The sequence below is a fragment of the Bradyrhizobium sp. CCGB20 genome (genome assembly GCF_024199855.1).
Classification (GTDB): domain Bacteria; phylum Pseudomonadota; class Alphaproteobacteria; order Rhizobiales; family Xanthobacteraceae; genus Bradyrhizobium.
The window spans coordinates 6,801,026-6,827,947 of sequence record NZ_JANADN010000001.1 but is presented as its reverse complement, the minus strand read 5'-3'; the positions used below and the strand labels follow the sequence as shown (position 1 = coordinate 6,827,947).

Below are 26,922 nucleotides of genomic sequence, written 5' to 3'. Positions count from 1 at the left end.
GCAGGCGCTACCTGACGTTGGCGCTCTCCTTGTCTGCCTTGTGACCCTGGTCCGGACGCTCGATCTTCGCCTCGGCGCGCACTTTATCCACGAGCTCGATCTGCGCCGCGGAGGCGACCATCGCGGCAAGGCGGTCACGGATCTTGTCGTAGTCGGCCGGTTTGCGAGGACGCGTATCCTCGAGTTTGAGGATATGCCAGCCAACCGCAGTCTTGAACGGCTGCGATACCTCGCCCTTTTTCAGCTTGGTCGCCACGTCGGCGTATTCCTTGCCCATTTCGCCGCGCTGCCGCCAATCGTAGTCGCCGCCCCTCGCTTTGGTGACGGGGTCCTCGGACAGTTCGGCGACGACTGCGGTGAAGTCTTCGCCCTTGTTGATCCTGTCCATCGCCGCCTTGGCTTTTTGTTCGGCCGCCTTGACCGCGGCATCGTCCGCGGGCGGGGCGATCATGAAGATGAGGTGGCGCAGATGCAGTTCGGGCTCGGTTGTCACCCCATTGAGAACGACCTCCTGATACGCCTTGCGCATTGCGTCCTCGGTCACCGCCTGCTGACCTACGACGGTCAGAAGATGGTTGGTGAGGCCCTGATTGCGCGCGAAAGCGGCGCGGCGCTGAAGATCGGCTTGGTCTTCTATGCGTCGATCCGTCGCCACCTTCGCGAGCAGCACGGCGTCGGTCACCATCTTCAGGAGGGTTTCGCGCCTCTCGACGGGATCCTGGACCAGCAGGTTTCGGCCGATGACTTCGTCTGCCAGCTCCAGCTCGCTCTCATGGATCGGACTTCCGTTGACGACGGCGACGACGGGATCGGTCGAGGGCGATTGGCCAAATGCCGGTGCTCCGGCGCCGAGCATGACGGCCAGCCAGACGATAGCTACGCCGGCGCGCGCCGTCGTTACGCGATAAGGCATGCGGAAACCGGGCAGGGCGTTCATTTCGTGGATCCTTCTTTCGCTGTTCCGATCCGCGCAGTACTCACATGTCGATGAACGATAAGAATATAGTGCGAGATATCATGTGCGGCGCGGTCGGTTTGCCGGGGTGCTTTTTAACGATGCGACATTGACGGTGATGTGATGTCGATAAGACAGGTCCGTGAAAGCGCGTGCCGGCTGCATCCCGCGCAAGAAGAACCGAGCTGAGGCGCGGCAGTGTGGCTGGCATCACCGCGACGTTCGTTCACGACACGTCGTGAAAGAGATGATCGTCGATCATGGCGAGTCGTTCGTGCTGTGGAGGTTCGCGCTTCCAGGCATCAGGATACATGCGAGGCGCGTCACTTGGCGGCCGCTCATTTTACGAAGCAGTTTTATGGCTGCTCGCTGTGGACAACATTCGGTGCAGGCGAGAATTCCGTACTTCTGCTTGCGAATTCCTGAGCTTGTCGCCTTGCCCCTGTGACGATTGATAACATTGCAGGTGAGGTGAATATCATAATTCACAAAACAACAATCAAAGTCTCACATACCGCCGATAGCGTCCGCCTCGCTCCGGGACCCGGCTGCCGATCGTAGCAGGCTTGGGGTATCCAAACAGGGAGACTGAGACTATGCGAAACTTGAAGACTTTACTTTTGGGATCTGTTGCGTTCGCGGCGATGGGCGTCGCTTCCGAGTCTGCTCAGGCGCAGTCGGTTGCGTTTGGTGCCGGCGCGACGTTCCCCCAGGTCGTCTATCGCCAGTTGATGGACTGCATTTACACCCAGGCCCAGGGCAGCACCGGCAAGCCGGGTCCGATGGCCAAGGCTGCGAGCTGCGGTGGCTTCAACACCAGCGGCATCGGCGGCGCGATCCTCTATGCCGCGACCGGTTCGGGCAACGGCAAGACCGTGCTGCGCACCAACGACAAGACCCAGATCGGAACGCCTTCGTCTTCCGCTCCCGCCTACACCAGCAGCAACTTCGGCATCAACAACATCAGCGACTATGACGGCGTGCAGTTCATCGGCAGCGACGACGTCGTCAACGCCGCCGACATGACCGCCTGGAACACCGGCGGCGCCTCCAGCCCGCAGTCGAAGTTCGGCAACCTCATCCAGATTCCCGCGGTCATCGGCGCGGTTGCGTTTGGACTGAACGGCAAGGATGGCACCGGCGCCGCCCTGAACATTTTGCCGGCGACCCCGGCCGGCGGCAGCAGCGGCCTCAACCTGTCGCGTAACGCTTTCTGCGGCATCGCGTCGGGCCACATCACCAAGTGGAACAACGCGATCCTGACCACGCTCAACGGTGGCACGCTCGGCACCGGCAACATCACCTTCGTGCACCGTCAGGACGGCAGCGGCACCACCTTCCTGCTCTCGAACGCGCTGGTCGAACAGTGCCGCTACGAGTTCGGACCGAACAGCGAGAGCGATGCGACTGTCGTGTCGTACGCCTTCCCCTGGACCGATCACTCGCAGGCTTGCACCACTCCGCTCGTCGCGCGCGGTGCGAACCAGCTGAACTGGCCGGATCAGTTCTCGACCGACCAGTGCGGCAACGCCGTGACCAGCCCCGGCACCTTCGCCAACGCCTCGGGCAGCGGCGCCCTCGTCACCCTCGTCACCTCGACGAACGGTGCGATCGGCTACGCCTCGCAGGACTTCTGGCTTCCCGTCAAGGCCGGTGGCCTGAAGACTGCCAACCTGCAGTCGCAGTGGGACATCACCGGCGCGACCGGCAAGTTCCAGCCGCCGACCTTCCAGGGTGCTCAGAAGGCGATGGCAACCGCTATTCCGCAGTTCGACAGCGTCAGCCGCGCGAACCCGCTGACCTGGAGCTTGCAGGGTGTCAATCCGAACCCGGTGGTTGCCGGTTCGTATCCGATCTCCGGCTTCTCCTGGTTCGAAATGTACCAGTGCTACCAGACGCACGCGAACAGCAACAACGCGTTCATCTGGTTCAAGACCTTCCTCGACTACGTCTATGGCAGCGGATCGAACGCCATCATGAACGACAACGGCTTCGCTCAGGTTCCGGCGGTGTGGCAGGGCGAAATCTACACGCTCCTCAACGACCCGACCAACGGTCTGAACGGCAGCACCTGCTCCGGCAAGGTCGGCGCTTACTGATCGCTGTCGGGTCTCGGCCTGATCGAATGATCGACAAGATCTGTGCACCCGGCATTTTGCCGGGTGCATTTTTTTGAATAGCGCCCAGCTTGATCCAGCCGCGTGCCGCCGTCGTCAACGCGGGGCAGCAGATCTCACGGACCGGCTTGACGCACCGGCTCCCTGGTCGCAAATGTCACATCATTGATAACCATCAACGTTATCGCTCGGTTCGATCAGGAACGGCCGGTACCATGTCGATGCGCCTATTCGTTGCTTTGCTCGCTGGCGTGCTTGCCTTGGGGAGCGACCGGGCGCTCGCCGTCGGGGCGCGGGGGTCGATGGATTCCCCGCCTGCCGAGTCGCGCGACGATCTGTTTGCGACGAAGCCGGCCAGTTCGGATCCGACTCCCGCCGTCCTGCCGGCGCCTGCGACTGTCGAACGGCCGCCGGCGTCTCCGCCGGCGCAACGCGCGCTCAGCGACAATCCGCTCTGGACTATCCCGCTCGGGCGTCTGACGGCCAGCCGCGAGCGGCCGCTGTTTGCGCCGACGCGACGGCCGCCTGCGCCCGCGCCCATTGCCATGCCGGCGCCGATACAGGCCGCGGCGCCGCCGCCCGCCGAACCCGAGAAGCCGACACTCTCTCTGCTCGGCACCATCGTCGGCCGCGAAAAGATCGGCCTGTTCATCGATTCAGCCAGCAAGTCAGTGGTCCGACTGAAAGCGGGTGAAAACCACAAGGGATGGACCCTTCGTGCGGTCGAGCGGCGTCAGGTCGAGCTCGCACGAGGGCTCGATATCACCGTGCTGGATATCCCGTCGCCCGGCATGAAGGCAGGAGCGGTGCCGGGCGGGCCGATGCTTGCAGGGCCGCCGCCGGTCCCGGTTGCCATGCCAGTCCCGCCTCCGCAAGGCATGCCAGCCTCGCCTTCCTCAGTTCATCCCGGCGCCAGCAAGAGCCTGACGATCAACAAGAACCCTGCGCAGCCAGCGAATTTCAAGCTGCCGCCGGGGCTCATGAGCCCGTTTGCGAACCAGGGGTCGCGCTAGCGGCATTTTGTCCGGATCGCCACAGTGCGCTTCGATGCGATATCTCGTTGATATCAAATGCTAACACCATCGTTAACGCGTGCTCTTGCCGGCAATTGCCGCCGTTCTGCCGGATTTCGGCGGCTGGAACCGGGTGTCGCACATGTGGGGCAGGCGCCAATGCTACAAATCTGACATATGAATGTTAGTAAACGATAAGTAAATGCGGCGCGCGAGTATGCCTGTATCAGCGGTGTGCTCGACTGGAATTTGCAATCGGAAAGTGCCGCAGCGTGCCCCATCACGATATCCTTGTTTCTCCCCTCGGGATGCGGCGTGCGTTTGAGCGGAGTCTGCTCTGTGGTGTCAGCCTGCTGGCACTGTCGGTTGCGGGTGGCCCCGGCCATGCGCGCAGCCTCACGCCCGGCGCCAACGCAGTGGTGCCGACAATGGCCGCACAGCAGGCCGCGATTCTGGCCGCGCAGCAGGCGGCCGGCGCAGCGACCCAGGCCCAGACCTCGCTTGCCCGCGCCGCAGCAGCCGTTGCCGCCGCACGCAAGCTCCAGTCGGATGCCGCCGCAGCGGCCCAGGCCGCAGCAGGGGCGTCCGTCCCGAATGGATTGACCCCGGGCGGATTGATGCCGTACGGCGGCACCGCGGGCGATCCATTGGCGGGCATCAAGGCCGATGCCTCCAAATGGCTTGGCGCGAATTCGCCGAAGCAGACGACGAACGGCTCGAAGGTCTCGGTCGACATCCAGCAGACCCAGAAGAAGAGCATTCTTTACTGGGATACGTTCAACGTCGGCGCCAACACCACCGTCAATTTCAGGCAGTCCGCGTCCGACTGGATCGCGCTGAACCGTATTCAGGATTCCGGCGCCTCGCCGAGCCGCATCCTTGGCCAGATCAATGCCATCGGCGGCGTCTACCTGATCAACCGCAACGGCATCGTCTTTGGCGCCGGCTCGCAGGTCAACGTTCACACGCTGATCGCGTCCAGCCTCGATGTCGGCAAGCTCGGCAGCGACCTCGCGACACGCGACCAGTTCTTTCTCAATACCGGCATCGCCGATCTCAACTCGTTCTCGATCTACGACAAGGACGGCGGCGCGGCGACCAATTTGATCGCCGGCGACGTCAAGGTCGAGCGCGGGGCATCGATCACCGCGAACATCACGTCCGATCTGGTCGCGCTGGGCTCGCCGGGATCGGTCTATCTGTTCGGCGCGAACGTCCAAAATTCCGGCTCGATCACAGCGTCGGCCGGTGAGGTCGCGATGGTGGCGGCGCGAACGATCGATGTCATTCCGAACGGCTATTCGGCGCTGCCGGACAGCGTGCTGGGCAAGGACGACAAGGGAAACACCATCAAGTTCCGCGGCACCGAATTCAGGCTGTCGCAGTTTGCGTCGTCGTACAATACCGCAACCGATGATGCGGCGAAACCCTTTGGCTACCCGACTACTTCTGCCAGCACTTATTTGGCCGGCACCGGTGCGGTCAAACACGACGGCCTGATCGACGCCTCACGCGGCATCGTGGTGATGAACGGCGATACGGTCGCGATCGGCAATCCCAAGGATGCGTCCGGTCACGATCTGACCGACAGCGCTGGAAAGCTGATCCAGGGCGTGATCTCGGTCGATACCAGCATCGATCGCAACAGCTTCGTGCTGCTCCGCGCGGCCACCAGCGTCACCATGAATGGCGTCATCTCCAGCCTGCCGGTCGATGATGGTGCTGCGGGACTGACGAGCACGCAGAGCTTTGCGCCGGCCTACATCGAGATGAGCGCCCAGACCAACGTCACGGTCGGATCGAGCGGTCTGATCTCGGCGCCCGCGGCACAGATCGTTCTCCGCGCAATCGACTTTGCGAGCACTCAAAACGCCTCGACGCTATATCTGCCAACGGGCTTGGATGGCTCCACGAAGCTCTACGGCCAACACTTGTTCAATCAAGGTTCGGTGGGCAATTCCGGGGGGAATGTTAACGAGGCCCGCTCCAATTCCAGTGATGCGCAGAGCGTCCTGCTTTCGCCGGGTGCAACGATCGACGTCGCCGGGCTCCAGAACGTCGAGTTGCCGGCGAGTTACAACATCATCCGGTTCCAGCCGCGCGCCGAGTTTGCCGACATGCCCTTGCAGCGCAACGGTGCGCTGTACGGCCAGACGATTTACATCGACATCCGCAACACCGGCACCCGCAGCGATGGTACCACATGGGTAGGGACGCCACTCGCAGACGCCAGCGGCTATGTCGCCAAGGTTCCGCGCAGCATCTATCAGTTGATGACTGTCGGCGGTCACGTCTCCCTGACGACGGACCTCGCCGGCAGCAACGGAGCTGGTGCCGTCAAGACTGACGGCTCGATCATGAATGTCGCAGGCGGCAGCGTGAAGTTCCTGCCCGGCATGGTCGACACCACGCGCCTGGTCGGCAGCGATGGGCGCATCTACAGCATGACCAACGCCGATCCGAACATGACCTATCTCGGGATCGCCGGTCAGTTCACCGTCAACCATGCGCGCTGGGGCGTCACGGAAACCTGGTCCACACCGACGCAGATCTATTCGCCCGGCTTTACCGAGGGGCATGATGCCGGTGGCGTTGCGGTTGCGACGGTCATTCCATCGTTGCTCGGCACCATCTATTTTGGTTCGACCGCGGGCGAGCGCCAGATCAGCGGCGGACAGTTGCCGTTGCAAGGCTCGCTCGAACTGACGACGCCGTCGAGCGTGCAGATCGGCGCCACGGCATCGGCCAATTTCACGACGCAAAGCACCTATACGACCAATTTGTCGGCCGACATCCTGTCGAAGTACGGTCTGAGCTCGCTGAAGGTGACGGCCAACGATTTCGTGCTGTCGGGCGGCAGTACGCTCAATCTGGCGGCCGGCGGCAACCTCAGCGTAACCGCCGGCGGCGCTATCGATATCGCTGGAACGGTCTCGGCGGCGGGCGGAAGCGTTACGCTTGAGACGGACCGCGTTTCGATCAGCAGCAAATTCAACCCGCTGTTCAAGGCCCCGACGGACAAATCGGGTGGCGTGATCGCCGCGAACATTTTCGTCGAGGGCACGATCGACGTCAGCGGTCGATTCGTAAACGATATCGGACGGGGGGCTGGAGTTGACGCGGCTGGTCCTGCTTTTGCCAATGGCGGCACTATTTCTCTCGTCACGAACAAGGATAGCGCGGCCGTCACCGGCGGCTATCTGGACACGACCGGCAGCATATTGTTGGCAAGCGGGAGCCTTCTTGATGTTTCCAGTGGCGGCTACATATCGCCGCAGGGCAAGGTCAAGACCGCAGCCACGGGCGTCATGGCTGGCAAGGCAGGCAGAATCTCGCTGTCCCTGTACGCAGGTGTACTATGGGATGATCTCACTGGTCCGCATCGTCCAACACCAAATCTGGCCACGCCGGCCGTCCTTCAACTCGACGGCACCCTTCGCGGATACGGCTTCGAGAGCAACGGCAGCCTCAGGCTCGCTGGCGCCGATACCATTCGGATCGGCGGCACGCTTCAGCATGGTGAGACATCTTCCATCCGCATTGGCGGTGTGGCGAGCACGCTGCCCACCTCGCTGCTGACGGACGGCGGCTTCGGCTCCTACACCATCGAAGCGGTGAGGGACGACTGGTCCGGCGCGTCCGCCCAAATCGTCGTTTCGGCCGGGACCAGCCTGACCCTTCAACAACAGAACCTGGCAAGCCTGGCCGACTACACGGCGACGCCGACCGGCACAAAGCTCGGCCAGCAGGCTGCACCGCAACTTGCGATGCTTCCGGACGACCAGCGCAAGCCGGTCAACCTCACGCTCAAGGCCGACAACATCAAGCTCGACACGGGTTCGACGATCGTCACCGACCGAAGGCCAACATCACGATGGCCGCGGTCATCGATCAGCGTGCCGGATTGAAGCCAAGCGATCCGACCTGGAACGTTCCGGCGCAGTCCGTCGAGCTGCTCGGCACCATCGTGGATCACGGCGGCAGCGTCTTCATCAATGCGCTGAAGACCCATCTTTCGTCGCAGGCGAAGGTCGATCTGTCCGGAACGTTCATCGCCAACTCGCTATTCGGCACGACGAAGGGCCCCGCGACCAGCGGCACCTACATCGCCGGCGGCACGTTCGCGGTCGAAGCCGGGGCGATCAATCAAGTCCCGAACCAGCCCCAGACATACTACGCCTATTCCAGGCCTGCCGGCGCCAACTACCTCGTTGCCGATGCCGGAGCGCTGGTCGACGTCTCCGGCGCGGCCGGCAATATCCAGGTGGCAGGCCCGCGCGGCGCGACAACGTCGCAATGGTCCTGGAGCGACGCCGGCACGGTGAGCGCAAACGTTAGCGGATTTTCCTGGGGCGGTAGTTTCGCCGCGGCCGGCGGCCGATATGTTGCCGGCGACGGCACTGTGCATGCCGACTCGCGCGCCAATGGCGGGACCATCCTGCTCGGCGGTGGCAACATCTTCCTTCAACAGGGCGCCGCCAGCGTCATCAGCGCGCCGTCGACGCTCACCGTCTCGGCCGACCAGCTCGCCCCGTTCGACAACGTCTATCTTTACGCAGCCGGGGCACAGGGCGGTGCCACGCGCATCTTCACCGACCTGTCCGGCAATACCTATGGCTACGAGGATCCGTCATGGGGGGTGCTCACGATCTCCAGCTCGCTGAACTGGACCGTGACCAACCGTCTGCACATTGCGGCAGGTGTCATCAGCGCGCCGGGTTCCGGCTCGGTTGATGTACACGTTGCGGCGCCCTATGTCGCGCTCACCGGCTCCGGCATCAGTTCGGCTGCCGGCACCAGCACGTTTACGGTGAATGCACAGACGATCGACCTGGAGGGCGGAAGACCGTCCAATTTCAAACCGGGCGACGCCCTGCCGGGTCTCGACTTCTCCGGCTTCAGCCAGGTCAACCTGATCGCGAGCGGCGACCTTCGCCTCGGCACGCTCAAGGTGGTGGACGGTCTCAAGAAAAACAGCACGGACACCACGCCGACGGCTGACCAATCCAGTTTCAGCGCCAAGCTGGTCTCGTCCGGCGATCTCCTGCTCTCCGCCCAGCGGATCTATCCGGTATCCTCCGTCAACTTCACGATCCAGACGCCGGGGAACGTCAAGTTCGCCGCGCCCGCGAACAGCTACACCGCGATTCCGCTGTCGGCCGGCGGCGGCATCACCGTGATCGCAAACACCATCGATCAGGCGGGCAATCTGTTCGCGCCGCTCGGCAAGATTTCGCTCGGCAATACCGACAGCGCGGTGTCCACGATCATCACGCAGTCTGTGGTGCTGGCACCGGGGAGCCTCACCTCGGTGTCGCTGGCCGACACGACCGTTCCGTACGGCGCGACGTCCGACGGCACCAACTGGTACTACAACGCCAGCCTCAGCCCGCTGTCGCAGCCGCCGTCGAAGGGGTTGATCCTCGCCGGATCGAGCGTGACGCGCGCCGACGGTTCGACGATCGACCTGCGCGGCGGTGGCGATATCCAGGCCATGGAGTGGATTGCGGGCAAGGGCGGATCGCGCGATACCCTGACCACGACACCTTCCGGCCAGACCGTCTACGCGCTGTTGCCGTCGCAGATCGATCCGATCGCTGCATACGACATCCATTTTGCGACCTCGCGCAGTGCCGATGTCGGCAAGACCATCACCGCGGGCGACACCGTGCCGCTGGCCGGCACGCAGATCACGATCGACGGCGGCAACGGCATTCCGGCGGGGACCTACACGCTCTATCCGGCGCACTATGCGACGCTGCCGGGCGCAATGCGTGTCGTGGTCTATTCCAGCGACAACACCGGCAAGAACGTCGCCACAGGCACCAAACTGCCTGACGGCACCGTTCTGGTGACCGGTCATTACACGCAGTCGACCGTGCCCGGGAAGCAGTCGTCCGGCCAGACGGTGTTCGCGGTGCAGACAAGCTCGGTCTGGAAGCAATACAGTGAGTACAGCATCAACGGCGCCAACACCTATTACGCCCAGCTGGCGGCCAAGAACAATGTCACGGCGCCGCGACTGCCAATGGATGCGGGACGGCTTTCGGTCTCAGCGCTGCAGTCGATCGTGCTGAACGGCATGGCGCTGACGCAGCCGGGCCAGGACGCCAGCGGCAACACCGGCCGCGGCGGTGAGCTCGACATCAGCGCTCCCAAGCTGGCCGTGGTCGGTCATGCCGGATACGTCAACAACGACATCCCGGCCGGCTATGTCGGCCTCGACCTCACCCAGCTCAACGGCTTCGAGAGCATTCTGATCGGCGGCAGCCGCAGCGATATCGCGACGGGGACGCTGATCACGCCGACTTCCAGCAATGTCGTCGTGGATACGCGCGGCGAAACGTTCAGCGCGCCGGAGATCCTGCTCGTCTCCCAGCAGACGGGACAATGGCAGGAAGTCAGGCAAACGGTGACGGTCGGTTCGCAGTCCGTCCTGATCGATCTTCCGGTCTATGTCCCGGAGGCCGGTAGCGGCGCGGTTACCGTTAATTCCGGCAGCATCATCAAGACCACGGGTACCGTTCATGCGGGGCTCGGGCGCCATTACATCGTTGCGTCGGACGGGCAGGCGCCCGTCACGGCCCAGAGCCTCGCCGCGGCCCTCGGCGGGACGCTCTCCGGAACGGAGATCGTGGATGCGGATCTTTCAAAACTCGTCGGTCCCAAGAACGCCGCTCAGGTGGCTCTCGGTTATTACGCCAACGGGGGCGCGCAACAGCCGGGGCGCGGCGCCTTGTTCGTGGCGAGCAACGACCCGACGCTGCAACTGACGGGACCGGCCGCCACCGGAGTTTCGGCGCCGGCGCTCACGATCAAATTCAAGGATGTCGGGACCGCATCCGCCGCGCTGCCGGCAGGGCAGGTGACCGGAAGCCTGACATTGGCGGGCGGCAATACCAGTGACAGCGGGAAAGTGGTGATCGCGGACGGCGCCAAGATCACGACGAATACGCTGACGCTGCAAGCCACTGCGTCCAACAACGCGATCGCTCTCAATACAACGGACCTTCACGCCAACCTGGTCAACCTGATTGCGCCGACCATCGGCGTCGGAGCTGCCACGGCGGTTGCCGGCAAGAGCCTGGTGCTGCCAACCAACAGCACGCAGTTCGCCGACGTGCAGACGTTGGCCCTGCGCGCGCTGTCCGGTCCGGTTACGGTCTACGGCGATTTCAATTCCGGTGCGGGCAGTCTGTCGTTGGACGCCAGCGGCATCGCGCTCGGCAGCGAGGTGCTCAATTCCGGCACGAGCCTCAATCTGCGCGCGGGTACGGTGCTGGCGCTTACCACTTCCGCGACGGTCCAGTTCAGCGTCGGCGTCACCGTGACGTCCGCCGCGGGCGTCGTCACGGCCTACGCCGCCAACACCCAGATCACGCTCGATCCCAACAGCAAGGTCAGCGTCGCATCCGCCGGCACGATGACCGTGGCGGGTTCGAGCGGCGTCACCCTGACACGCGACGGTCTGATCTCGGCGAGCAACAACATCACGCTCAAGAATACCGGGTCCAGCGCGTCCTTCAGCGCTCCGGCAGCGAACGGCAACAGCCTCGAGCTGGCCGCAAAGGAAATCGACCTGGGCAGCGGCCGGGTGAATGGGAATGTCGTCAACGGCAACTTCACCATCGGCGGCTTCTCCAAGGTCAAATGGTCGGCCGACGACAGCGTGGTCGTCAAAGGCCCGGGCACGATGACGCTAGGTGCGAACGGCGACAAGACCGACCTCGCCGTCAGCACGCCGCGCATTCTGGTCGCCGGCGCATCCGCGGCGACTCCCAAGGGGTTTGTCCTGACGGCGTCCGGCGATATCTCCATCGTCGATCCAGTGACGCGCGATTCGGTCGCGACTGCTCCGGTTGACAGCAGCGAGACCGGCGGCATTCTCACGGTCACGGCGTCAAACATTACCGTCGGCAGCACCATTCAAGCGCAAGCCGGCACCATTACGCTTGGTGCGATCGCGGGGAACGTCACCCTCGACCCCGGCGCGTATATCTCGGCGCGCGGCTACAAGAAGACGCTGGTCGACGTCGATACTTATCTGTCAGGCGGCAAGGTCGTGCTTTATGCCGACATCGGGTCGAACGCCACCGGCGGTGGCAAGGTCATCACCGATGCCAGCAGCACCATTGACGTCGCGACGACGAGCGGTGGCCATGGCTATGGTGGAACGATCGAAGTGGACGCGCTCCGCGGTGACGTTGCGCTCGCCGGCCGGCTGCTCGGCGCCGGCGGTCCCGGCCTCGGCGGCCGGTTCAAGCTCGATACCAAGGGGGCGGCCGACCTGACGGCGCTTGCGGACATTCTGCTCGCGGGCGGCGTAACCGGCGCGATCGACATCCACACCCGCACCGGCAATCTCGAATTGGCGGCAGGGCACACGCTGAAGGCCAATGCCATCAGCCTGACGGCCGACGATCCAACCTGGGTTCCCATCTTCGCCCAGACCCAGCTGGGCCAGGTCATCATCGCAGGCACGCTGGACGCCGATGGCTATTCCGGAAAAACCGCGGACGGCACCGGGCAGGCCGGCGGGCAGATCGGTTTGTTCGGCCGCAACGCGGTGGTGCTGAAGAGTACTGCGCAGCTTCTCGCCCGAACGGCGCATGCCGACGAGCGCGGCGGCGACGTCATGATCGGTACGGCGTGGTCCGCGGCCGGCAAGATCGATCTGCAATCCGGTTCGTTGATCGACGTCTCCGGTGGCACCAAGGGCGGCCTGTCGGGCGGCACCGTGACGCTGCGCGCGCCGCTCGACGGCAACAACGATGTCAAGATCAAGGGCCTCGACGCCACTATCATCGGCGCGCGGGCGGTGAACGTTCAGGCGTTCCTGACCATCAACACCGACAAGAGCCCAAACAACGTCAACGGCATCGACGGCAGTCAGCTCACGACGAAGAACGGCACCAAGGCGGTCTGGGATGGCTATGTCGATCCGGCCGGCTCGGTGACGTCGAATGGCGTAGCCCCGGACTTCGGGACGTGGACCAACGTGACCGGCGAGCCGTTCCAGGTGACTCCCGGAACCTACACCGCTCCCCCGAACATATCGGTGATCAGCAGCGCGGGGCAAACCATAGCAGGAACGACCTTTGTCGATCCGCAGACCGGTGCCACATTCTACCAGGTGACAGATCCGGTCACCGGCACGACGTTCCGTTCCAGCCTGCAGGTCACGTCAATCACGGTGACAGACGGCGGCAGCTACACCAGTGCGCCGACCATAACCCTGACCGCCGCCGATGGCTCCAAGCTGCCAAGCTGGGGAGTTGCGGCCACCGCAAAGCCCACGCTGGCTTTCAACAATGTCGATGTCAGCGCTCTGACGAACCTCGCCGATCAGCAGGCATATCCGAACATCAGCAATTTTGTTGGAAACAGAGTCAACCTGCTGTTCATCGATCCTGTCACCAAAGCATCGACGGTCGTTGGAAGCGGAACTCTGGCGCTGGTGAACGGCCAGCCGGTCGTTCAAGTGACGGCTACCACCAACAGCAGCAAGATACCGAACTCGGTGTTTGTCTTCACCTCGCTTTTTGGCGGAACAACGTACGAGCCCGGGCACATTTCAACCACGTTGAAGGTGACCGGAGTAACCGTGACCGCTGGCGGCCTCGGCTACGCTGGCGGCGTCAACGTTGCCTTCTCCAGCGACCCGGTGACCGGGACCTCCGCGATCGCGACCGCGACCATGGGCGCGGCATTGACGGTCACGAGCGTGAGCAAAGGCTATCAAACCGTCGCTGATCTTCCGAAGATCACTTTTGGGGGGAGCGGCGGCGCTAGCGTGTCCTTTGGAGCGCAAACGACTGGCTTCGTCGGAGCAACAGATGAAGCGCGCAACTTTGCTCCGAACGTTGGCTCACTCTTCATTCCGTTGGCTGACAGCAAGGTCTTCAGCGGGACCGGCGATGCGGCTGCACTCGCGGCCGTCGGGGCCTATCAGCCGCATCAGTTGCTCTATTCCGACGTGCTCGCCAATTTCGTTCAGGGCAACGGCATTCAGGGCGTTGGCCTGACCGGAAGCTACGGCTTCAGCGGCCTGTTCGACAGGCTCCAGAATGGCCTGGTGAAGCAGCTTGGTGCCGATGTCGTGCATGTTCAGCCTGGCATCGATCTGGTCAATTCCAGCAGCACGAAGAACGCCGGCAACATCACCGTTGCAAGCAACTGGAATCTGGCCGCAGGTACGGTCGATGCGGGCAAAGCCGCACCCACGACCTTCAACGCGGCTTCGGACTATGTGAGCTTCACCTACCGCCTGGCAACGCCGTGGGGCGGGCTCGATGCCGGCGCACTGACGCTGCGCGCCGCCGGAAACATCAATGTCAACGCCTCGATTTCCGACGGCTTCTTCCAGTTCGGAAATTATCTCGATCCGACCTACGTTGGTCTCGTCAGCGGGTACATCGACCCGAACGGCGCCGGCACGCGCTGGATCGATAAGGGTAACATAAGCAGGGACGGTCTATACGCCTACTACCTCAACAACAACACCGCTGCTCCGATCGCTCCATATAAGGCCGCGGCCAACGGCATCAGTCCGACCAATGAAGATCTCATCTCGGCTGACCTGTTTCCGCACGCGCTGCGCGTCTGCACGATCGATTGCAGTGCTGCGAATATCAAGACGATAACGGCGCCCGCCTCGTGGTCTTATACCCTGACAGCCGGCGCCGACGTCTCGAGCGCAAATCCGACCGCCCGGGTCCCGCTTGGGCAGGGCACCGGCGACATCATCATCGACAAGCACGGCAGCTATAAGCAGACGCTCCTGAAAGACCGTTTCTCAGGAGATTTCGTCACGGTCAACATTCCGACCATGGTGCGGACCGGCACCGGCAGCATCAACATCGCCGCGGCGCGGGACGTGATCCTCCAGGACAAGATAGCGCCGGGCGTAATCTATGCGGCTGGCGTCAATACTGAGCAACTTCCCGATCCTTCGTACAGCGTGCAGACCATCAATGGCGTGCCGAGCCTTGTCGCCGGGAATGCCGCGGGCTTCTTCGAGCCCAGAATCCTGGCGTATGGCAACAATGAAGTCGATCACGCACCGGAACTCTACTACGGACCGCCGACCGCGGCGGCATTTCCGGAAAAAGGTGGCGACGTCGTCATCGATGCGCAGCGGGATGTCGTGGGCAACACCACGGTCGGCAACAAGGTGCCGCAATATTATCAACCCTGGCTGCTGTCAGTTACGGGCGTGACGCCGGGCTCCAGCTTCTCGGCCCTGGGCGCTGGCGTTTTCGCGCCGTCGTCTACGCAGATTGCGTCGCAAACCGCGTGGTGGATCCAGTACGGCAGCTTCCAGCAAGGCTTCCTCAGCGCCGGCGGCAATGTGAGCGTTCTCGCCGGGCGTGATCTTGTCGACGTGTCGGTGTCCGTGCCGACGACTGGCCGTGTCAGCGGTGGCCTGTCGGCGGACAACCTGCCTGTTACGCACCTCTATGGCAGCGGCAACATGGTCGTGCGCGCCGGCGGTGACATCCTGGGCGGCTCCTTCTACGAGGGATCCGGCTACGCCAGCATCGTGGCAGGCGGCGACATTGGCCAGAACGGCACGGTCTCCAGATACAAGTCGAGCGCACTCACGCTTCCGGACGTCCCCTTGCTCGCCGTCGATACCGGGCAGATCGTGATGACCGCGGCTGGATCGATCACGATGGCCGGAGTCGTCAATCCGTCTGCGCTCCATGCCCAGCAGCCTAGCAGGGCAAACCCCTTGGAGACGGCCACCACTCCGACCTTGCCGTTGTACATGGACACCTACGGCCCGGACAGCCTGGTGCGCGCGGTTGCGCAGTCGGGTGATCTCACCATCACCATCGCGGCCCCCACGGTCGGCACGACTTACGTGCAAGCGTCGCCTGCGACGTATCCGGCGAGCTTCGAGGTGATCGCGCTGCAGGGCGATCTGATCACGACCGGAATCGCCCAGATCATGAAGGTCGCAGGATCGACGCTGCAAATGCCGGGCATCGTGTTGAGTCCGTCCTTGCACGGCAGGTTCGGGCTGTTGGCTCAGGGCAGCATCGACCTGACCTTCGGCTACCCCACGGACGGAACGGTGTTCACGAACTCGCCGCGTCCTTTCATCTCGGCCGGACCATCGTTGATCGATGCGGCATTCGATCCATTCCGGCCCAACAGCGGCAATGATGAGCGCTTCAGCCGCGCGATCCTCGCGCACGAGAGCGACGCGGCTGACGGTCTCGATACGACGGCCCGAATTTACGCCGCCACCGGCGACATCACGGGAACGGGAGCCTTTGGTAACCGCACGCCCGGAGACAATCTGAGCGTTTATCAACACATTGAAATCAATCGCCCGACCAAGGTTTACGCGGGGCGCGACCTCATCGATCTCAACATCGTCGTCCAGAATATCCATACCAGCGATGTGAGTTCGATCGAGGCTGGCCGGAACATCGCCTACACTGGTTTCAACAATGGCGGCGGTCTGCAGGTGGCAGGACCAGGCTTCCTTCTGGTGCAGGCCGGCGGCGACATCGGCCCGTTCCTTCCCGCTGCGCATGACAATGCGACCGAGGCCCCCGTGCAGGAAGGCATCGTGTCGGTCGGCAATTCCACCCCGACGCCGGCCGGAAACGTCTATGTCGTGAGCACCACGGGAGGCGGCGGTTCGGTCGGCCTCTACAACCAGTCGCTGCTCGGCCCGGCGAATAATCCGCGGCGCAATGCGACGCTGACGGACGCTGCCGGCACGAAGCAGGGTGCCGACATCATCACGATGTTCGGCACCAAGTTCGGTGTCGATTATGCGGCAGTGGTGAATTCCTATATCGATCCGGCACACGCCGGCGGCGTCAATCACAACTATATGTCCGACCTGCGCTCGTTCTTGAGCCGGATCGGCAAGCCGGCAAGCGACGGTGACACCGATGCCAGCGTGTTCGCGGCCTTCCAGGCCTTGCCCGCCGACCTCCAGCATGTCTTCGTTGATCAGGTCTTCTTCGCCGAGCTCAAGGCCGTCGGCATCGGTCAGCAGGGCGGCACGTCGTCAGACACCCAGCGTGGCTACCGCATGATCGAGACGATGTTCCCGGCGCGCCTGGGCTACACGGCAAACGTGCTCGGAAGCGGGAACAACGGCGCCAGCCAGCTGGTCAAGACCGGCGACATGAACCTGCTGCATGCCACGGTCCAGACACAGCTCGGCGGCGATATCTCGGCCTTCGGTCCGGGTGGCAACATCATCGTCGGTTCGCTCGGGGCCGAGCCCAACTCGGCCCTGAAGCTGCGGGATATCGGCATCCTCACGATGGGTGGCGGAGCGATCAACACCTTCACGGATGAGAGTGTGCTGGTGAATTCGAGCCGCGTGCTCACGACCCAGGGCGGCGACATCCTGATGTGGAGCTCCAACGGCAATCTCGACGCCGGCCGCGGCTCCAAGACGACCTTGTCGGCACCAGCGCTGCAAGTGCTGTATGATCAGGACGATTATCAGTCGATCGATCTTGGTGGCTTCGTGACCGGCGCGGGCATCGGCACGCTGCAGGCGTCGTCCGCAGCAGCCGCGTCCCAGCTCTATCTTCTCGCACCGCGCGGCACGATCGATTTCGGTACCGCCGGCGTACGCGCGTCGGGCAGTGCGGTCTTCGTCGCACCTGTCATCGCCAATGCCAGCAATTTCCAGGTGCAGGGAAGCACGACCGGAATCCCGACCGTATCCGTTCCCAATATCGGCGCGCTCACTTCAGGCTCGAACACGGCCGGCGCAGCCGCCAAGACGGCGGAAACGCCGACCGCATCCGGTGCCCGCAGACCGGCCTCGATCTGGATCGTCGAGGTGATCGGTTATGGCGGCGGCGATGGTCAGACCCAGGGCGACCAGTCGGACGACAAGAAGCAGTGCGACACGCCGTCATCCAGCGACTGTAAGCAATGACGCCGTACCCGTCGCGACCCGGGACGATCGGCTCGCAGCGGTGTCTATTTACGCGTGTGATATTGGTGCGGCTCGTGCCGTGGTCGAGACATTGCACTCAGGCCATGCGCGGAGCATGCCGTACACGACAAGCGGACGGCGCGGCGGGTTGTTTGTAATCAATGCATATTTTGGACGGGCAATGCACACTCGTCACCGAATGAACGCTTTCCGTCCAGAAATCTGACTTTTTGTTTAGGATCGGTCACAGCAACGATAAGAAACATACCTACAAGGTCCGCAACAGGCTTTTGGAAGACGCGCAGTGGGCTGCTGCTCGTCCCATTTGAAGACGGTCTGTTTGTATTTTTGTTTTGGGGGTTGAAATGCGCGCGACAAATCCGACCGAACCGGTCTGCTCCGAGTCCGCGCTGCCCAGATCGAAGGCCAACGTCTACGATCTCGGGCTGAAGCAGGACGAAGGCGGCCGGCTTCGCCGTATCAGAGATCTCGAGCACGAGAATGCATTGTTGATGCGCATGGTCACCGAAACCCAGATCGAGATCGCGCGCCTGCGCGAGCTGTTGTCCTCGAACTGATGTGATCCGGCGGCCTTCTTTCGGCGGCCGGGCGCTTCCTCTTCGCTGAGTAAGCAATCGATGGACCCGAGCGAAAGCTGCGGGGGCGTTGCAGCGCCTGGTTAACCGATTCCGCCGGGTTCATCGGCCGCGCGCCACGCCCGGCGTTCTCAAGATTTCCGACCCGGAATTCTCGTTTTCGCAGACGCGCTGCGCCGAGCGTCTACTCAGCAGGAACGGCACATCACCTGCGCCGGTGGCGCGGGAGGCATGCTACGCCGCGAGGCGTCTCGCAAGCGGGTCCAGATGTGCGTCAGCTTGGTGTGAAGCGAACGGTCATGCGATTTGGGAAGTTCTTGTCGATCGCATGTTGTCTGATCGCGTCGGCTGTCCTCGGCGGCTGTGGGTTCATTCCGATGTCCGGGCCGGCAAGTCTCGACGTCAGGAACGAGAACACGGCGACGCTGCCGTTCGCTGTCGTCAAACTCAATCCCGAGGTGCTGCAGGTGCTCGAGAAATTCGAGCCCAACGGACTGTCCGGAAATCTTGCGGATACGCGGCCGCCCTCGAGCATCAAGTTCGGCATCGGCGACGTCATCAGCGTCACGATCTTCGAGGCCGCGGCAGGCGGGCTCTATGTGCCGCTGGAAGCCGGCGTACGCCCGGGTAATTTCGTGAACCTGCCCGATCAGGCCGTCGACAACGACGGCAACATCACGGTGCCCTATGCCGGCCGGATCCGCGCCGCGGGCCGCACCAACGTGCAGGTCCAAGAGGACATCCTTGCGCAAATCAAGAAACGAGCGATTGATCCGCAGGTCGTGGTGACATCCAGCCAGCAGCGCTCCTCGCTCGTCAGTGTGTTCGGCGAGGTCCGGACGCCGGTGCGATTCCCCATGCCGTCGGCTGGCGCGCAGGATCGCATCACCGACGCAATCACGCGCGCGGGCGGCATCAGCGGCGCCGGCTGGGAGACGTGGGTCGTCCTGGAGCGCAGCGGCAAGCGTGCCACGGTGCCGTTCGGCAATCTCGTCTATTTCCCGGCGAGCAACGTCTTCGTGCAGCCCGGAGACCGTCTCTATCTCTACCGCGAGCCGATGAAATTCATCGCTTTCGGCGCCACCGGCCAGCAGGGCGAGTTCAATTTCGATGCCTGGCGGATCAATCTGACGCAAGCGGTCGCGAAGGCGCGCGGCCTGCTCGACCTCCAGGCCGATCCGGCGTCCGTCTTCCTTTATCGTCGTGAGCCGCGTGAGGTGGTGCAGCGGCTCGGCGTCGACTGCTCGAAGTTCGACGGCGATTCCGTGCCGATCGTCTTCAACGTCAACTTCCAGGATCCGGCCGGGTACTTCATCGCAACCAAGCTATCGATGCGTCCATTCGACGTGCTCTACGCCGCGAACGCGGCGCAGGTGGATGTCACGAAGGTTCTGACCTTCATCAACACGGCGCTCGTGACCGCGGAGAGTGGAGTGAGCCTCGTCAACAATATTCGCTTCCCGGGGCCGACGTCCTCGACGACCACCGTCGTGCAGTGAGGCCGCGCCGGGCGTTTTGATGACGTGGCAGAGGAGGCGTCTTGACGGCGGGTCCGCAAATGTTACTCATCTTACGGGATCAGATCGGTCGGCATCGAATTATGTTAATGTTCGCCCACGGCTTGATCAAAGAACCTGCCTGCTGGTGGAGGAGCAGGGCCATGAGTCGGGTTTTGCATTGGTCGGCGCGCATCGGCGGCCACGCTCTCGCGGCCGGTCTCGTCGTGCTCGCGACGGAGGGGGGTGCGGCGGCCCAATCCGCCGGTCCGGGCAAACCGCCGGGTGAGCGGCAGGGCACAATCATCGGCGGGCCGCCGACAAAGCCCACGTATGAACGCTGTGTCGATGTGCAGATCGGAAACGAGAGCGCGTTCGGTTGCATCAATCAGCAGCTCAAACGCGAGGTCAACAAGGTCAATCCTTCACTTAACCTGCCGCCGGTCGATGCGCGCTCGTCCGACGTGCGTGTCGGCAATGCCAACGAGGCGGCCGTTCGTCAGCAATATGGCTCCAATTACGGTCGTTCGGCGGTCCCCTTTCGGCCATCCGCCCCCACTGTCGTGCCGCACCGCTGATGCTTGAATCCTCAGACATGCAGGGCAGTCGCAACAAGCAGCGGTCGTGGAGGGTCGCAGCGCTGTGCCTGCTCATCGTGGCGGGCGGCGAGGGACGTGCCCAGGAGCATGAAGACAGCAGCAAGGCCGAAACCGGCAGCACTGCCTCTGTGGACGATGTGCATGATGGCGCGGTGAAGCCTCTGGCGCTGGAACCGTTTGCACCGCGTCCGCTCACGGCCGCCGATTTTCCCCCCGCAAATCCGCTGCTCGCCAATTTCACGTACCGCACGAGCGCCGTGTTCGGTCGCGACTGGCGCGCCGGCCGTGCCGAGTACCGGCAACTGGTGGAGCGTGAATCGTCGGCTTTCGGCCTGCCGCCCGCGCTTGTTGATGCGGTGATGGCGGTCGAGAGTCGATACAATCCCGCCGTGGTCGGCATGGACGGCGAAGTCGGATTGATGCAGGTGATGCTGCCGACCGCACGGATGATGGGTTTTGCCGGAACGCCGGCGGAGCTGGCTTCGCCTGAGGTCAACGTGCATTACGGCGTACGCTATCTCGCCGGTGCCTGGCGCCGGGCCAACGGCGATCTCTGTACAGCGACGATGAAATATCGCGCCGGCCATGGCGAGACGCGATTTTCCTATCTGTCGGTCGAGTACTGCACGCGCGTTCGCGCACACCTGGTAGCCAATGGCGTTGCCGTCGCAGGCAGCGTTCCACAACCGACCTTCGGATGGACTTCGGCGGGCGCCGGACCAGCACGTGGTCGCGTCCTGACGGCGGGCAGCGCGATCAATTTCGCCGATCTCAACATGCGCCTGCGCAGCGTGGCCGACCGCAAGATGCCGTCTGATCTGCGTTGACAGGCAGCAGAAGGACCGTGCGGCCCGCAAGCCGGGCCTGACGCATCATGCGCGCGCCTTGCTCTTGGGTGCGCGCCGCCGCCGGCTCGCCGGAGCGGGGCGGCCGGTTGCAAGCGCTTGGCCGATGGCGCGCCAGCATTTTACGGCATCCCGGAAAGCAATTTCGTGCGCGGCGCTTCGCCCGCGCCAGTCGATCAGCTGTTCGGCATCCGCAAGCGTCGCCTCGCCCGACTTGAGGCGCGTGATCCATGAAAGGGCTTCACGGATTAAGGGATCTAAGTGATCGACCTGATGGCTTCGCTTCGTCACGATCCAGCGCTTTCCCGCACACGCCGGCCGTGAGCGGATGCTCGCGATCGGCATATCTATGTACGTAAGACGAAGCGGGACGCTGAAAACCGAATTTGGCGCGCGCAGGACGTTTGAGGCGACCGGCGCAATGCTCGACCGCCTGTTTGAGGTCGGTCTCGACCGTGCGGACGGTGACGCCGAGAAGTGCTGCGATTTCCCGGTTCGGCATGCCGTCGATGCGCGATAGCGTTAGCACGCGCCGGCGGCGTTCGGGAAGCTCGGCGATCGCGTGCCTGAGCAGATTGACCTCGGAGCGGTCCTCGATCACGCGTGCGGCGTCGGGCCGGTCGTCAGGAATTTCAAGCAGGGCATCGACCTCGTCGACGGTGAGGCGGCGCCTCTCGGCGCGGCGGCGGTCGGCGGCGATGTTAAGTGCGATGCGGAACAGATAAGCCTTCGGGCTGCGCACGGGCCCGAGCTCGCGCATGCCTTCGAGACGGAGGTAAGTTTCGTTGAGCGCTTCGGAAGCGAGATCCGAGGAGCCCAGTCGGCGCGTCAACCTGCGATCGAAGTCGACATACTCCGCCAGCAGAAGAGTCCGCAAGCTGCTGATGCTGTCGATGGTCATGCTACGCCCCACTTCACTCAGTCCCCAATTTGTGGCCGGACGGTAGTTAGGCCGCACAACGGTAATGTGACGAACTGTTAGTGAGTAACAGGCGTTGCGTGATAGTGGAGTTATGTTGCGCGAAATCATCACACGAGCGATCTAGCCGCGTCGCGCGCGTCGTGAAAAAAGTTTTCGCTGCGGCTGCGCGCGCAACGTCTACCGGATAAGGCGCCGCAGATCGGCGCGTTTCGGTCAGTTCGGGCTGTCCGAAGGATGCTGCGGCCGCCGGAGGGCGTCCGTAATGCGAGCATGATATCGAGGCTGAGGTGAAATCGCGTGGTCTGTATCATAAGGGCGCGCGCCGTCGTGGGCCGTTGCTGCTGTGCGCCGTGCGGAGTGGCCGGTCCGGCGCGGCGTGTGCCTCGCGCCTCGCCGTCTGCAGCCTGATCATCTGCGCGATCTGCACGAAGCCGGCTGCAGCGAAATCCGAGGCCGACGCGGCCAGGCCGGTTGCGGCGAAGCCTGCTGCTGCGCCCGCAAATGCGAAGCCGGCCAAAGAGGCGGCCAAGGGTGGGGCGGACGCGGCCAAGCCGGCGGCGCCGGAAGCCCGCTTCGATATCGACGAGTATCGTATCGAAGGTGCGGACAATCTGCCGCAGATCGAGGTCGAGGCTGCGGTCTATCCCTTCCTCGGTCCGGACAAGAGTTCGCAGGATGTCGAGAAGGCCCGCGTCGCAGTGGAGAAGGCCTATCACGACAAGGGTCTTCAAACCGTCAGCGTGGCCGTGCCGCAGCAGGATGCGCAGCGTGGCTTCGTCGTGCTCAAGGTCACCGAGAACCGGGTCGGGCGCCTGCGCGTCAAGGGCTCGCGCTATTTCGACCTCGACAACGTCAAGAGCAGCGCGCCTTCCTTGAAGGAAGGAACACTGCCCAATTTTCAGGACGTGACCAAGGATATCGTCGCGCTGAACCGCTGGCCCGACCGGCGCGTCACACCGGCGCTGCGAGCGGGCGTCGCGCCCGGCACCATCGACGTCGATCTCAACATCGAGGACACGTTTCCGCTCCACGGCAGCATCGAGCTGAACAACAAGCAGAGCCCGAGCACCACGCCGCTGCGCACAAGCATATCGATGCGCTACGACAATCTATGGCAGCTCGGTCACTCCATGACGTGGACGTACCAGGTCTCACCGATGAACCCGAAGGATGCCATGGTGGTGTCGGGTTCGTACCTGGCGCGGACCGAAATCGACTGGCTTAGCGTCCTCGTCTATGGCCTGAGTTCGGACAGCTCGGTCGCAACCGTCGGCGGCTCGACTGTTGTCGGCCCCGGTCAGGTGGTCGGTGGACGTGCGGTGCTGACGCTGCCGTCCAAGGGCGAATTGTTCCATACGCTGTCTCTCGGCGTCGACTACAAGGATTTCAAGCAGTCGCTTAAGCTCGGCTCCGATGCCTTCGACTCGCCCGTGACCTATGTGCCGCTCGTCGGCACTTACGGTGCGACATGGCAGGGTGAGGGGCGGCTCATGCAACTCAACGCCACGGTCACCGCCGGTCTGCGCGGCATCGGCTCCAGCCGCGACGAGTTCGACGCCAAGCGCTTCGACGCGACCGCGAGCTTCATCACGCTGCACGCCGACATCTCGCATACGCAGGATTTCGCTGGCGGCTTCCAGCTCTACGCAAAGCTCCAGGGGCAGGCGGCGGACCAGCCGCTGGTGTCGAGCGAGCAATTCAGCCTCGGTGGGCAGGACACGGTGCGCGGCTATCTCGAATCCGAGGTGCTCGGCGACTATGGCATCGCCGGCACGCTGGAGCTGCGCACGCCGAATCTCGCGCAATATCTCGAGCAGAAGCTGCCCAATCCGATCGGCGAATCCATCAAGTACAACGCCTTCGACGAGGTGCGCTTCTTCACGTTCGTCGACGGCGGCAACGTCAGGATCCATGAGCCGCTGGTCGATCAGCAGTCGCATTTCGACCTCGCGAGCTACGGCGTCGGGATGCGCATGAAGAGCCTGCGTTATCTCAACAGCATCGTTTTCGTCGGCATGCCGCTGACCAGCCAGCAGGTCACGGTCGCCAATCATCCACGGTTCAGCTTCCGGGTCTGGGGAGAATTCTAGATGTCGCTCCTTCGCATTGGATCACGTCCCGGATTTCGCCTGAGCGCGCCGGTGATGCTCGCGCTCGTCCTGCTCGCCGCGCTGTGGCCAAGCCAGGCATCGGCGTGGTGGAACGATCAGTGGACGCTCCGCAAGAAGATCACGATCGACACCGGAGCGTCCGGCGCCGGCATCAGCGATGCGATCGGCATGACGCCGATCCTGGTCCGTCTTCACGTCGGGAATTTCCGCTTCGGTGCGGCGAAGGAGGACGGCGGTGACCTTCGCTTCGTCGCCGCCGACGACAAGACGCCGCTCAAGCACCATGTCGAGAAATACGACTCGCTACTCGGCGAGGCGCTGGTCTGGGTCGGTGTTGCCGACCTGAAGCCGGGCACCAAGAACGACATCTGGCTCTACTATGGCAACCAGAAGGCGCCGACCGCGGTGGACGCGAAGGGGACCTACGATCCCGACACGCTGCTGGTCTATCATTTCAACGACCGCGCGACGCCGGCGCAAGACATCACGGCCTGGGCCAATACCGCGCAGAACGCGGTGCCGGGTGCGGACGGTGCGATCATCGGTCAGGGCGCGCGTTTCGACGGACAGACCGCGCTCATGCTTCCCGGCTCGCCCTCGCTGGTCGTGGCCGAAGGTGGCGAGCTCAGCTGGTCGCTGTGGGTCAAGATGACCGCGCTGCAGCCCGGCGCCGTGCTGTTCGCGCGCACCGAAGGTGCGAACGGGCTCACCGTCGGTTTGGACAATGGTGTTGCGTTCGTGGAGGTCGCAAACGGCGGCAACACGCAGCGTAGCGCCGGCGGGACGGCGATCGCAGCCGGGACCTGGCACCAGATCGCGTTCACGGCCAAGGGCAGCCAGATCACGCTTTACGTCGACGGCAACCAGGCCGCTACGCTCGCCGCGGGTCTACCCACCATGACGGGCGTGGCGCAGCTTGGTCGTGCAATGTCCGCAGCGTCAGCGGCAGATGCAGCGGCTGCGGCCGCGCCCGCCGCTGATGCTGCGCAGGCAACGTCACCCGCGGCCGCGCCGGCTGGATCCGCCGCAGGTTTTGCCGGCGACGTCGATGAATTCCAGATCGCGAAAGTCGCGCGTCCGGCCGGCTTCATCAAGCTGTCGGCGATCGGGCAGGGCCCCGACCAGGCCAAGCTGATCTCCTTCAGCGTCGACGAGGAGAATTCGGGCTGGTTCAGCGGCGGCTATTTCGGCGTGATCCTGCGATCGGTGACGCTCGACGGCTGGGTCGTGATCGGCCTGCTGGGGATCATGGCGTTGATCAGCTGGTACGTCATGGTCGACCGGATCTCGTATTTGAATCGGGTTTCGACCGGCAACACGATCTTCCTCAAGCATTTTCGCGAAACCTCGACCGACATTGGCGGCCTGCTTCAGCTCGACAGCCAGGAGAACGATCCGAGCTTCGGCGGCGAGCTCGGCGCCAAGCAACGCAAGACCGTCCATGCCGCGCCGCTCTACCACCTGTTCGCCGCGGGCGCGCAGGAGATCCGGCGCCGCTTTGCGGGCGGCGGCTACCGCCGGCTCTCGCCGCAGGCGATCCAGTCGATCCGCGCCGTGCTCGACAGCGGTTTCGTGCGGGAGAACCAGCGCCTCAATCGTCTGATGGTGATGTTGACCATTGCGATCTCCGGCGGTCCGTTCCTCGGCCTCCTCGGCACCGTCGTCGGCGTGATGATCACCTTCGCGGCGATCGCGGCCAGCGGTGACGTCAACGTCAACGCGATCGCTCCCGGCATCGCTGCCGCGCTCGTCGCCACCGTCGCGGGCCTCGGCGTCGCGATCCCCTCGCTGTTTGCCTACAACTACCTGACGATCCGTATCAAGGACGTCAGCAGCGAGATGCAGGTTTTCGTCGACGAGTTCATCACGAGAATCGCGGAGTCCTACGAACTGCCGGAAGAGCCGGTCAAGCAGGCGGCGGAGTGAACCCATGCAAGTCCAGTCCGAGAGCAAGCCGTACGACGACATCAACATCACGCCGATGCTCGATCTCGCCTACGTGCTGCTGGTGATCTTTATCATCATGACCACGGCGACCGTGCAGGGCATGAAAGTGAACCTGCCGAAGGCGAGTGCGGCGCCGTCGCTCGCGCAGCAGACCACCAAAGCGATCACGGTTGCCAATGACGGCAAGCTGTTCCTCGACACCATCCCCGTGACGCTGCCCGAGCTCGAGCAGCGGCTCGTGCAGCAGCGCGCGCTGACGCCGGAGTTTCCGATCGTCGTGCGCGGCGACAGCCAGACCCAGTACCAGAACGTCGTCGACGTGCTCGATCTGCTCGGCCGCCTCAACTTCACCCAGGTCGGCATGGCGACCAAGCCGTCGGCGCGATGAGACGCGACG

14 protein-coding genes are annotated in these 26,922 nt (G+C 63.6%); 11 read left to right on the top strand and 3 right to left on the bottom strand.

The genetic code is table 11. The features are described from left to right. Nucleotides 1-7: 7 nt before the first annotated feature. Nucleotides 8-937: a peptidylprolyl isomerase gene (locus NLM15_RS32010; protein WP_254121750.1), complete on the bottom strand. Its 930-nt coding sequence runs from the start codon at nt 935-937 to the stop codon at nt 8-10. Between the two features lie 614 nt (nt 938-1,551). Here NLM15_RS32010 and NLM15_RS32005 point away from each other — a divergent pair. From NLM15_RS32005 to NLM15_RS31970, 8 genes are all read left to right on the top strand, one after another. Further along, a complete protein-coding gene (locus NLM15_RS32005; RefSeq protein ID WP_254121749.1) occupies nt 1,552-3,054 on the top strand; it encodes a substrate-binding domain-containing protein in 1,503 nt (500 codons plus the stop codon). A gap of 89 nt (nt 3,055-3,143) precedes the next feature. Continuing rightward, nucleotides 3,144-4,085 carry a hypothetical protein gene (locus NLM15_RS32000; protein WP_254121748.1) on the top strand — a complete coding sequence of 314 codons (942 nt, stop codon included), beginning with the start codon at nt 3,144-3,146 and terminating at the stop codon, nt 4,083-4,085. 272 nt (nt 4,086-4,357) lie between these two features. Then, on the top strand, nt 4,358-7,993 hold the full coding sequence (locus NLM15_RS31995; RefSeq protein ID WP_254121747.1) for a filamentous hemagglutinin N-terminal domain-containing protein: 3,636 nt from the start codon (nt 4,358-4,360) through the stop codon (nt 7,991-7,993). Beyond that, nucleotides 7,960-18,009 carry a filamentous haemagglutinin family protein gene (locus tag NLM15_RS31990; RefSeq protein WP_254121746.1) on the top strand — a complete coding sequence of 3,350 codons (10,050 nt, stop codon included), beginning with the start codon at nt 7,960-7,962 and terminating at the stop codon, nt 18,007-18,009. Before NLM15_RS31995 ends, NLM15_RS31990 begins: the two co-directional genes overlap by 34 nt. A 365-nt stretch (nt 18,010-18,374) precedes the next feature. Beyond that, nucleotides 18,375-18,587 (top strand): hypothetical protein, encoded by a 213-nt coding sequence (locus NLM15_RS31985; protein ID WP_254121745.1) that lies wholly within the window; start codon nt 18,375-18,377, stop codon nt 18,585-18,587. Between the two features lie 395 nt (nt 18,588-18,982). Then, nucleotides 18,983-20,104: a polysaccharide biosynthesis/export family protein gene (locus NLM15_RS31980; protein ID WP_254121744.1), complete on the top strand. Its 1,122-nt coding sequence runs from the start codon at nt 18,983-18,985 to the stop codon at nt 20,102-20,104. Between the two features lie 161 nt (nt 20,105-20,265). Next, nucleotides 20,266-20,679, top strand: a complete 414-nt coding sequence (locus NLM15_RS31975) for a hypothetical protein (protein ID WP_254121743.1) — start codon at nt 20,266-20,268, stop codon at nt 20,677-20,679. 77 nt (nt 20,680-20,756) lie between these two features. Further along, nucleotides 20,757-21,527, top strand: coding sequence for a transglycosylase SLT domain-containing protein (locus tag NLM15_RS31970; RefSeq protein WP_254121742.1), 771 nt, complete (start codon nt 20,757-20,759; stop codon nt 21,525-21,527). A gap of 45 nt (nt 21,528-21,572) precedes the next feature. Here NLM15_RS31970 and NLM15_RS44095 read toward each other — a convergent pair whose 3' ends face one another. Continuing rightward, nucleotides 21,573-21,890, bottom strand: coding sequence for a FecR/PupR family sigma factor regulator (locus tag NLM15_RS44095; protein ID WP_375166890.1), 318 nt, complete (start codon nt 21,888-21,890; stop codon nt 21,573-21,575). Next, on the bottom strand, nt 21,787-22,575 hold the full coding sequence (locus NLM15_RS31965; RefSeq protein WP_254121741.1) for an RNA polymerase sigma factor: 789 nt from the start codon (nt 22,573-22,575) through the stop codon (nt 21,787-21,789). Before NLM15_RS31965 ends, NLM15_RS44095 begins: the two co-directional genes overlap by 104 nt. A 179-nt stretch (nt 22,576-22,754) precedes the next feature. On the opposite strand from NLM15_RS31965, the gene NLM15_RS31960 reads away from it, so the two are divergent. From NLM15_RS31960 to NLM15_RS31950, 3 genes are read left to right on the top strand one after another with little or no spacing between them, the layout of a single operon-like run. Further along, a complete protein-coding gene (locus tag NLM15_RS31960; RefSeq protein WP_254121740.1) occupies nt 22,755-24,557 on the top strand; it encodes a ShlB/FhaC/HecB family hemolysin secretion/activation protein in 1,803 nt (600 codons plus the stop codon). After that, entirely contained in the window at nt 24,558-26,504 is a 1,947-nt protein-coding gene (locus tag NLM15_RS31955; protein ID WP_254121739.1) for a DUF2341 domain-containing protein, read from the top strand. A 4-nt stretch (nt 26,505-26,508) separates the two neighbouring features. Further along, nucleotides 26,509-26,913, top strand: a complete 405-nt coding sequence (locus NLM15_RS31950) for a biopolymer transporter ExbD (RefSeq protein ID WP_027534659.1) — start codon at nt 26,509-26,511, stop codon at nt 26,911-26,913. The last annotated feature ends 9 nt before the right edge of the window (nt 26,914-26,922 follow it).